The sequence below is a fragment of the Sphingomonas sp. genome (assembly GCF_036677245.1).
Classification (GTDB): domain Bacteria; phylum Pseudomonadota; class Alphaproteobacteria; order Sphingomonadales; family Sphingomonadaceae; genus Allosphingosinicella.
Map to the genome: position 1 here is coordinate 1 of NZ_JAKFCG010000131.1, position 8,801 is coordinate 8,801.

General features: G+C 65.7%; 10 protein-coding genes. All 10 read right to left on the reverse strand.

Annotation, left to right across the window (positions count from 1 at the left end; genetic code table 11):
* Positions 1 to 152: 152 nt before the first annotated feature.
* Positions 153 to 386, reverse strand: coding sequence for a helix-turn-helix domain-containing protein (locus V6M48_RS12815; RefSeq protein WP_051035681.1), 234 nt, complete (start codon positions 384 to 386; stop codon positions 153 to 155).
* Between the two features lie 4 nt (positions 387 to 390).
* Positions 391 to 603, reverse strand: coding sequence for a DUF2274 domain-containing protein (locus tag V6M48_RS12820; RefSeq protein WP_017499928.1), 213 nt, complete (start codon positions 601 to 603; stop codon positions 391 to 393).
* Positions 596 to 1,834, reverse strand: a complete 1,239-nt coding sequence (locus V6M48_RS12825) for a TrbI/VirB10 family protein (protein WP_017499929.1) — start codon at positions 1,832 to 1,834, stop codon at positions 596 to 598. Before V6M48_RS12825 ends, V6M48_RS12820 begins: the two co-directional genes overlap by 8 nt.
* Positions 1,831 to 2,682 (reverse strand): P-type conjugative transfer protein TrbG, encoded by an 852-nt coding sequence (gene trbG, locus V6M48_RS12830; RefSeq protein ID WP_006635655.1) that lies wholly within the window; start codon positions 2,680 to 2,682, stop codon positions 1,831 to 1,833. The genes V6M48_RS12825 and trbG overlap by 4 nt, the downstream gene beginning before the upstream one ends.
* On the reverse strand, positions 2,679 to 3,521 hold the full coding sequence (trbF, locus tag V6M48_RS12835; protein ID WP_026108910.1) for a conjugal transfer protein TrbF: 843 nt from the start codon (positions 3,519 to 3,521) through the stop codon (positions 2,679 to 2,681). Before trbF ends, trbG begins: the two co-directional genes overlap by 4 nt.
* A 3-nt stretch (positions 3,522 to 3,524) precedes the next feature.
* Positions 3,525 to 4,832 (reverse strand): P-type conjugative transfer protein TrbL, encoded by a 1,308-nt coding sequence (trbL, locus tag V6M48_RS12840; protein WP_017499931.1) that lies wholly within the window; start codon positions 4,830 to 4,832, stop codon positions 3,525 to 3,527.
* A gap of 136 nt (positions 4,833 to 4,968) precedes the next feature.
* On the reverse strand, positions 4,969 to 5,721 hold the full coding sequence (trbJ, locus tag V6M48_RS12845; protein WP_017499932.1) for a P-type conjugative transfer protein TrbJ: 753 nt from the start codon (positions 5,719 to 5,721) through the stop codon (positions 4,969 to 4,971).
* Between the two features lie 6 nt (positions 5,722 to 5,727).
* Positions 5,728 to 8,196: a conjugal transfer protein TrbE gene (trbE, locus tag V6M48_RS12850; RefSeq protein ID WP_017499933.1), complete on the reverse strand. Its 2,469-nt coding sequence runs from the start codon at positions 8,194 to 8,196 to the stop codon at positions 5,728 to 5,730.
* Positions 8,190 to 8,420, reverse strand: coding sequence for a VirB3 family type IV secretion system protein (locus tag V6M48_RS12855; RefSeq protein WP_051035683.1), 231 nt, complete (start codon positions 8,418 to 8,420; stop codon positions 8,190 to 8,192). Before V6M48_RS12855 ends, trbE begins: the two co-directional genes overlap by 7 nt.
* 50 nt (positions 8,421 to 8,470) lie before the next feature.
* Entirely contained in the window at positions 8,471 to 8,791 is a 321-nt protein-coding gene (locus V6M48_RS12860) for a TrbC/VirB2 family protein (RefSeq protein WP_332812919.1), read from the reverse strand.
* Between the last annotated feature and the right edge of the window lie 10 nt (positions 8,792 to 8,801).

An 8,801-nucleotide genomic window follows, 5' to 3' on the forward strand; every position in this document is an offset into this window, starting at 1 on the left:
CGGAGGAGGGATTCACACGAAAAACATAAGATACTGATTTATAACAACGTTCTTGATCGTCGTGCCGATAATTCCGCTCAATCCACCCCCAATTTTACCCCTTCGCGACAGGCCGTGCCGAAATATCGACAGGCCGACATGCGCGATCCCTGCTACGCCCGAGAACGCGGCTGTTTACAGTGTGATCGCAGAAAGGACCGCAGACTATCGACAAACACCACGGTTGCACGGCCGACCTTGGCTGCCTCGATGTCGCCGGAAGCGATGAGCTGGTAGATCTTGGATTTGCTGAGCCCCGTCATCCGTACTGCGTCGGGAATGCGAACGCTTATCGGCCCAATCGGGGGCGCGTCGTCGCCATTCGTTGCAGGCTGCCGGGCCGACATCGGACTATTTCTTACGTGCCCGGCTGAACGAGCGGTCGCTCGCCAGGAAGCCGCTAAGCATGAATGGAATGAGGTCCGGTACGGACTCGCGTCGGCCGTAGGCCGCCTCATAGGCCTCGGCGTAGTCGTTCAGCGCTTCGATGAGATCCGGCATGACGTTGATCGTGATCTTAGCCGGCGTCCGATCGGGCAGCCTTGGCAGCTTCAAATCAGCCATGACGGCCTCCCCAGGGTCCGGGCAATATGATGTCTTTGTGCACGACCACCCGTAGCGGCCAGCCGGGACGCACGCGCAAGGTCGGCTGGATATTGAGATTGCGCGTGACGAGCTGATCGCCGGCGCGCGCGCCGCTCTGCTGCGCTGACTCGCGGATCGCCCGGACAAGGTCGCTTTCGGTGCTGCCGAAGCTCAATTCAGTGCCGACGCCCAGCAGTGTCGACAGGGCGACGCCCTTCAGAAGTTGCCAAGTATGCCGGTCGATCCGGTCGGACAGACCCGCATAGCCCTGCGTATCGGTCGCCGGCACATTGTCGATACGAATCGACGAGCCGTCGGGCAGGATAATCCGCTGCCAGACGACCAGCGCACGGCTCTGCCCAAACGCTACAACGCTGTCGTAGCTGCCGATCAGCCGCGATCCTTGCGGAATGAGCAGACCGCGCCCGGTCACACTGTCATAGACGTTCTCCGTGATCTGCGCGGTGACGAGCCCGGGAAGATCCGAGTTGAGCCCGGTTATGAGGCTCGCGGCAATGATGCTGCCGGCCTGCAAGGTCCAAGGCGATACGGACTGCGCCAGCGCGTGCGGATTGATGTCGTCGTCGCGATTGGCGTGGCCGACCAATTCGTTCTTGCGCCCCTGGGCGTTAGGATCTCGGTCAGGGTCGAGGAGCGGCTTGGCAGTCTCGGCCGATGCTGGCGGAACACTTGCATCGGTAGTCACCGGTGCAGGGGCGGCGGCGCGACCGCCGCCCGCCAATTGCAGCATGACGCCAGACTCGCGTGCGGCCTTCTGCTCAGCGGCGATGCGCTGGCGCTCGGCTTCGGCTTCCTGCGCGGCCCGGCTCACCGCATCGGCAGCGGGGTCAGGGGGAACCATCCCGCCAAGCTGCCGCTGGCGCTCGAGGATCGGCCGCCCGAGATCACCGGGAAGCGGTAGCCCGAGCTTCGGCACGTCGCCATAGCTCGTCGGCGCGCCCGCGAGCGCATCAGGCGGCGCCTTCGCGCCAACCAGCTTTTCATCGCTTCGTGCGATCAGGCTCAGGGTCGCGGGCTTGAGCGCCAGCCAGGCGACGCCGATGATCGCGGTCGAGCCGGCGGCAGCGATGGCGACGATCGCACCGCGGCGAAAACGGGTGACGCGGCCCGGCGCCGCGCGCAGAACGAGCGTTTCGGGGTCGGCTTTGGGCGCCGCGATCGGCGCGGAAGAAGCGGTTGGATCGGTCACGCGCCCCTCCCGGCCTTGCGCTGCCGGCTCTTCGGCTGGGCGGCGGTGATACGGACAATCTGCTGTTTCTTGCCGCCAAGGCGCAGCTCGGCGACACCGAACAGGCGGTCGACCACATAATAGCGGCCGGCGACGCGATAGTTGACGAGCTGGGCCTCGCCATCCTCGCCAATCACGAACAGCGGGGGCGCCTCACCCACGGCGATCGCAGGCGAGAACTCGATGTAGGTCTGCCGCCCATCGTCGAACGCGCGCAGCGGCCGCCAGGCCGGCTTGTCGCCCGAGATCGCATAGTTGAAGTTGAGGCTTTCGACCGAGAGGCCCGACGCGATCGGCGTCGCCGCCACGGCTGCATCGCGCTGACGCCGGAGCGCGATCAGCTCGTCATGTGGATAGGTCCAGGAGATCGCCGCCATCGCGGTCGCGGGCGTGCTTTCGAGCTGGAGATGGTAGGTCCGGCGATCGGTAGCAATGACAAGGTTTGTGCGTAGGCCCGCCGAAAACGGCTTGACGAGGATGTGCACGCGCTTGCTTTCGCCGATGCCGCTGGTGGTATCGCCGACAGTCCAGCGCACGGTGTCGCCGGCGGCGACGGACACAATCGTTTCGCCCGGCTGCAAGGCAATGTCGGTGATGCGCTCGGGCGCGGCATAGAGCCGGTAGAGCACGCCTTCCGCCCAGGGATAGACCTGGACGGCATATATATATCCCGCGCTCGACGGCTCGCGCAGTGCCGCCCGGTTGGCGGCAGTGACGCGCGCGGTGGGTGACGCGGGTTCGCGGCTCTGCGCAGCGACGCCCATGGCAAGCGCCATCGCGCTCGCCGCCAGGATGAGGGCACGGATCATTGGTCGGTCCTTTCGGGGGATGGTGCGGCTGCGGGTTGAGCAAGGGTCGGATCGAGCGGCGAGCCCAGCGGAATGTCGGTGGGCGGCGCGACCGGGAGTGATTGTGCGGGATCGGGCACGGCCGATGGTTGCGGCGAAGGCGGCCGGTCCTGAGGCGTTTCCAGTTCGCGGCTCCAGTCGATCGCGTCAACATAGAGACCGAGCGGGTTTTTTCGGAGCACATCGGCCAAGCGCGGCGGCTTGATCTTCACCGTGAGCATCGCCGTCCAGCGTGACGTGCTGGCGAGGCTTCCCCGCTCATATTGCTGCTCGGTCCATTTGACCTGGAAGCTCGTATCCGACGCGCGGACGACGCTCGTCACCTGCACCGAAACCGTCTTGCGCCCGACATCGGCGAACGGATTGGAGGTGCGGGCATATTCGCCGAGGAACAGTGACGCACGTTCGGTCGCGAAATCATAGGCTGATAGCCAGTTTTCACGCATCAATACCGGATCGAGCGAGCGCGCTCGAACGCCGGTGATGAACCGGCCGAGGAACCATGCGATCTGCGGATCGGTCGGCCGATAGTCCTTGGCGGCAGGCGCGACGGCCTGTGCTTGCCCGAGTGCATCGACCTCGACCACATAGGGCACGACGCGGCTTTGCATCGATTGCCAGACCAGCGCGCCCGACAGACCAGTGGTCAGGAACAGGCCGCCGAAGGCCATCAGCCGCCAGTTCTTCGCCTGTGCGCGAGCCGAGCCGATACGCTCATCCCAAAGCTGGCCCGCTCGTTGGTAGGGTGTCTCGGGTTCGGGCGTTCGCCCATAGCGCTGCAATGCGCGTCGAAATTTCATCGCTCAGTCCCTTTCCTTGATGTCTGGAGTGGCGCCAGCGCCGCCGCGGTCGCCGCCCTGGATTGCGTGGATCGCCATCTGGCGGCGGTGGCGAGCATTCTGGCTGGCATGAAGCTTCTGCGCCCAGGCGGGTGTTCCTTCAGCTGCGCCTATCGGCGCGGCTGCGGGGGCGGCGCCGCCGGCACGGGTGCTTCCTGCTTCCCATGCGGCGCGCTGCCCACGATCGGCGGCAGCGCTAACGCCGAGACCGCCGCTCATCCGGTTGGCAGCCGCGCCGCGCATGGCGGTCGCAACGCCGCCGAGGCCCGCGCCGACGCTGGTCGAGCCCGAGGTTTCCTGCCCGAGCTTGTAGGCAGTGGATGCGGCAGACCCCATCGATGTACCGGCGCGGATCGCGCCGAGACCGGCCCCCGCGAGACCGCGTGCCGCGCCGACGGCGCCAGCGCCTGCCATCGCAAGACCTCCGCCGGCAAGCACGGTAGTGGCGATCACCGATCCGGCGCCGAGCTGCGGCGCGCCGGCGACGAGGCCGGATGCGATTCCCGGGCCGAAGATGGAGAGGCCAAAGATCGCGAGGCTCGCGAGCATCAGCGACACGGCCTGTTCGATCGACACCTCGTCGCCGGTGATCGCACTGGTGAAGTCGGCGAAATAGTTAGAGCCGATGCCGACGATGACCGCGAGCACCATGACCTTGATGCCCGAACTGACGACGTTCCCGAGCACCCGTTCGGCGAGGAACGACGTGCGGTTCCACAGCGCAAAGGGCACGAGCACGAAGCCGGCGAGCGAAGTAAGCTTGAATTCGAGGATTGTGATGAAAAGCTGGATCGCGAGGATGAAAAAGGCGGCGATGACGACGACCCAGGCGATCACCAGCACGGCGATCTCGATGAAATTGTCGAAGAAGGCGATCGGGCCAACCAACTCCTTCGCCTGCTCGAGGAGCGGCCATGCTGCCTCGAAGCCGGTCCCGGCCAGCTTGCCGGGTCGCAATAAATCGTCAGCCGTAATCGCGCTGCCCCCTGCGGTGAGGCCGAGGCCGGCGAAGCTGCGAAAGATGATATCGGACAGTGTCGAGAAGCTGTTGAGGATCAGGGCGAAGACGCCGACATAGAGGATCTTTTTGAGGAACTTGGCGATGACGTCGTCTTCGCCGCCGAGCGCCCAGAACAGCCCGGCGAGCGTGATGTCGATGCCGATCAGGATCGTGGTCAGGAAACCGACGTCACCGCCCAACAGGCCGAACCCGCTGTCGATGTAGGAGGCGAAGGCCTCCATGAACTGATCGATGACATTCAGGTCATCCATATGGGCGGGTTCCTGCTTGAAGTTGAAAGGTGTCGCGGGGACCGGCGGCCATGAGAGGGGCAAGCCCTACGGCCCCCGCGACGAGACAGGTTCGGACCCGGGGGGAGCTGGGGGCGCGGTCCTCGCCTGCCTCAGCTCATTGGCGTGGCGTGTAAGCCTTGCCGTCGCCGAGGAAGCGGCGCGTCGACTCGCGTGCCTCGCGCGCGATCTGGCCCCGCTGCGCCTGCTCGACCGATTCCGCCCGGAACTGCGCCGCCATCATTTGCTGAAGCTGGAGCTGCTGCTTGGCGGTGAGCGCGAGAAGCTGGTTCGTGGCCTGCTGCGCCTGAAGCGAGCCTTCCGCGCCCTGGCTGCGCGCGACGATGTCGGCGAGCGCCTGCGTGTCGCTCCGTACGTTGTCGACGATGCGGTTCTGGACCCCCATCGTCTGGCGAAACGCGGACATCGCGGTATCGAGTTGATCGCGTGCGCGAGCCACACGCTGATCGCGGCGGAACACCTGATCGAACTCCTGCGGGTAGAGCTGGCGGAAGCGCTCGTCGAGCTGATCGATGCGGAAGTCGACGCCCTGCGCCTGGCCCATGAGCTGGTCGATCTGCTGGAGGCGCTGGCGAAGCTCCTGAAGTTGCGGGAAATCGATCCGGGACAGGTTCTTGCCCTGGTTGATCAGCATCTGCGCTTCGTTCTGGAGACTCTGGATCTGGTTGTTGATCTGGGCAAGCGTGCGCGCGGCGGTGAGCAGGTTTTGCGAATAGTTCGATGGATCGAACACACTGAGCTGGGCCGCGACGGGCGTCGAGGTCAACGCGATGCCGATACCGAGCGAGCCGACGGCGCCGAGCGCGAGAGCGGAGAGGCACGCATATTTGCGGATAGGGATACGGGGCACGGGAAATTACTCCTTGTCTTCTGGGGGGCGGGCGGCAGGGTGACGCCCAAGCAGGTCGGCCGCCCAATCGAGGCCGGCTTGGGAGAGAAAGGTCGCGGCGAAGTCGGCCTGGCCCTTTTCGGCCAGCACCGCGTCTATGCGCTTCTGGCTGTCGGGATCGGACGCGCCGCACAACGCCAGCGCGATCGGGCCTAGCCCAAGCTCGAACAGCCGGTTGCCGCGCGCTGATTGCAGATAATATTGCCGCTTGGGCGTCGCGCGGCTGACCAGTTCGATCTGGCGCGCGTTGAGACCGAAGCGGACGTAGACCGTCTGGCCCTGCGGCTCGATCGCCCGATCATTGGGCAGCAAGATGCGCTGCGGACAGCTTTCGATGATGGCCGGCGCGATCGTGCTGTCGGCGATATCGGCTAGGCTCTGTGTCGCGAACACGACGCTGACGTTCTTCTTGCGCAGCACCTTCAGCCACTCACGGATGCGCGCGGCGAACAGCGGGTGGTCGAGGAACACCCAGGCTTCATCCAGTACGAGAAGCGTCGGCCGCCCGGTGAAGCGCTCCTCGAGACGATGGAACAGGTAGGTCAGCACGGGCGCAACGACGCCCGCCTGCCCCATCAGCGCTTCAGTCTCGAAGCACTGCACGTCGGCGATCGCTAGATCGTCTTCGGCGGCGTCGAGCAGGCGGCCGAACGATCCTTCGAGCGTATAGGGCGCGAGCGCCGATCGCAGCGGTGCCGATTGCAGCAGCAGCGACAGGCCGGTGAGCGTGCGTTCCTCGATCGGGGCGGTCGCGAGATTGGTGAGCGCCGACCAGACGGCCTCCTTGATCTCGGGTGTGACCAGTACTTTCTCATGGGCGAGCAGCGCGCCGATCCATTCGGTCGCCCAGGCGCGTGCGTTGGAGCGATCGATGTGGCGCAGCGGCTGGAAGGCGATCGTTCGCCCGCCCACGTCATCGGCATGACCGCTCTCACCGCCAAGCCCGAGCGCGTGATGCGCGCCGCCCATCGCCAGCACGGCCGCGCGCGCCGAAAATCCCTTGTCGAAGACATAGACCTGGGAGTCTGGATATCGCCGGAACTGAAGCGCGAGCATTGCGAGCAGCACCGACTTTCCGGCCCCGGTGGGTCCGACGATCAGCATATGACCGACGTCGCCGACATGCGTGCTGAGACGGAACGGCGTCGAGCCGCTGGTTTCCGCATAAAGCAGCGGCGGACCGTCGAGGTGCGGATTACGCGCCGGTCCTGCCCATACCGAGGACAGCGGCATGAGATGCGCGAGATTCAGGGTGTGGACGATCGGTTGCCGGACGTTCGCATAGACATGGCCCGGCAGGCTCGACAGCCACGCCTCGACCACATTCATGCCCTCGCGGATGCAGGTGAAGCCGAGCCCGTTGACGATGCGCTCGACCGCGCGGACCTTTTCCTCGACGCGGGCGCGGTCGATATCGGCAACGGTGATCGTCGTCGTCAGATAGCCGAACGCGACATGATCGCCGCCGAGCGCCTGCAAGGCGAGGTCGGCATCGACCACCTTGTTGTCGGCATCGCTGTCGAGAAGCTGGACCGGCTGGTTGTAGATGACTTCGCGCAGCAGCGCGGTGATCGACTTGCGCTTGTTGAACCACTGCCGCCGCAGGCGAGTGAGCGCTTTGGTTGCGTCGGTCTTGTCGAGCGCAATGAAGCGCGTCACCCAGCGATAGCCAAAATCCTCATGGTTGAGTCCGTCGAGGATGCCGGGACGGCTCGCGTTCGGAAATCCGAGGATGGTGAGCGTCCGCAGATGCTCGTCGCCGAGCATCGGTTCGAGCCCGCCGGTCAGCGGCGTGTCGGCGAGCAGCCCGTCCAGATAGATGGGCGTTTCGGGCACGGCGACGACATGGCGGCGCGCGGAGATCGCACCGTGGAGAAAGGTCAGCATTTCGCTGTCGCCGAGCGCGCGCACCTCGGGCATGAAGCCTCTGAACAGGTCAAGCGCACGATCCGTCTCGGCGATGAAGCCGGCAAGCGCTTGTCGCCAGTCGCGGCCCTTCGCGTCGTCGCTGCGCTCGATCAGCGCTCGGCCCGCCGTGTCCGCCTGATCGGGCGGAGGCAGGAGGGTGAGCGTCAGATAATAGCGGCTCTCGAAATGCGCGCCCGCGCTTTCGAACGCCGCGCGCCGTTCCTCATCGACCAGCCACGACGCCGCATCGGGAAAGCTGCTGTCGGGATAACCCAGCGCTTCGCGCCGCTCGGCCTCGAAATGGAGTGCCCAGCCCGAGCCGAAGCGCTTCAGGACATTGTTCGCCCGCGCGCAGGCGGCGACAAGCTCGGCTTCGGTGGCGGATTCTAGATCGGGGCCGCGGAACCTGAGGACGCGCAAAAAGCTGCCGTCCTTGTTGAGCACCACGCCGGGCGCGACAAGCGCCGCCCATGGAAGATGATCGGCGAGCCGGTCGGCCTTCTGACGGTATTCGCGCAGATTCAGCATGACAGATGCCCCTTCTGGCGAAGGTGGCGGACAAGGACCGGGGCGAAGTCGGGATCGCGCTTGGCGGCGAACACCGCGAGAGTGTGCCCGAACGCCCACATGGCCAGCCCGGCGATCCACTGCTGGAGACCGAGTCCGAGCGCGGCCGCGATCGTACCATTGACGATCGCGATCGCTCGCGGCGCCCCGCCAAGCAGGATCGGCTCGGCAAGCGCGCGGTGCATCGGCGCCTCGAACCCCTCGATATGGCTGGCGCCATAGGAATTTGGCGCGTTCACGAGATGAGCGCCCCGCCGCCGAAGCTGAAGAAGCTGAGGAAGAAGCTCGACGCCGCAAACGCGATCGACAGGCCGAAGATGATCTGGATGAGGCGCCGGAACCCGCCTGCCGTCTCGCCGAACGCGAGCGTCAAACCGGTGACGATGATGATGATCACCGCGACGATCTTGGCGACAGGACCCTGGACCGATTCGAGGACCTGCTGAAGCGGTTCCTCCCACGGCATGCCCGAGCCGGCGGCCTGCGCGGTGGCGGCGAGCGCAAGCCCGAGGCCGATGGCGGCGCCGGTGAGGAAGATGCTCCGACGATCGGGAATACGGGCAGGA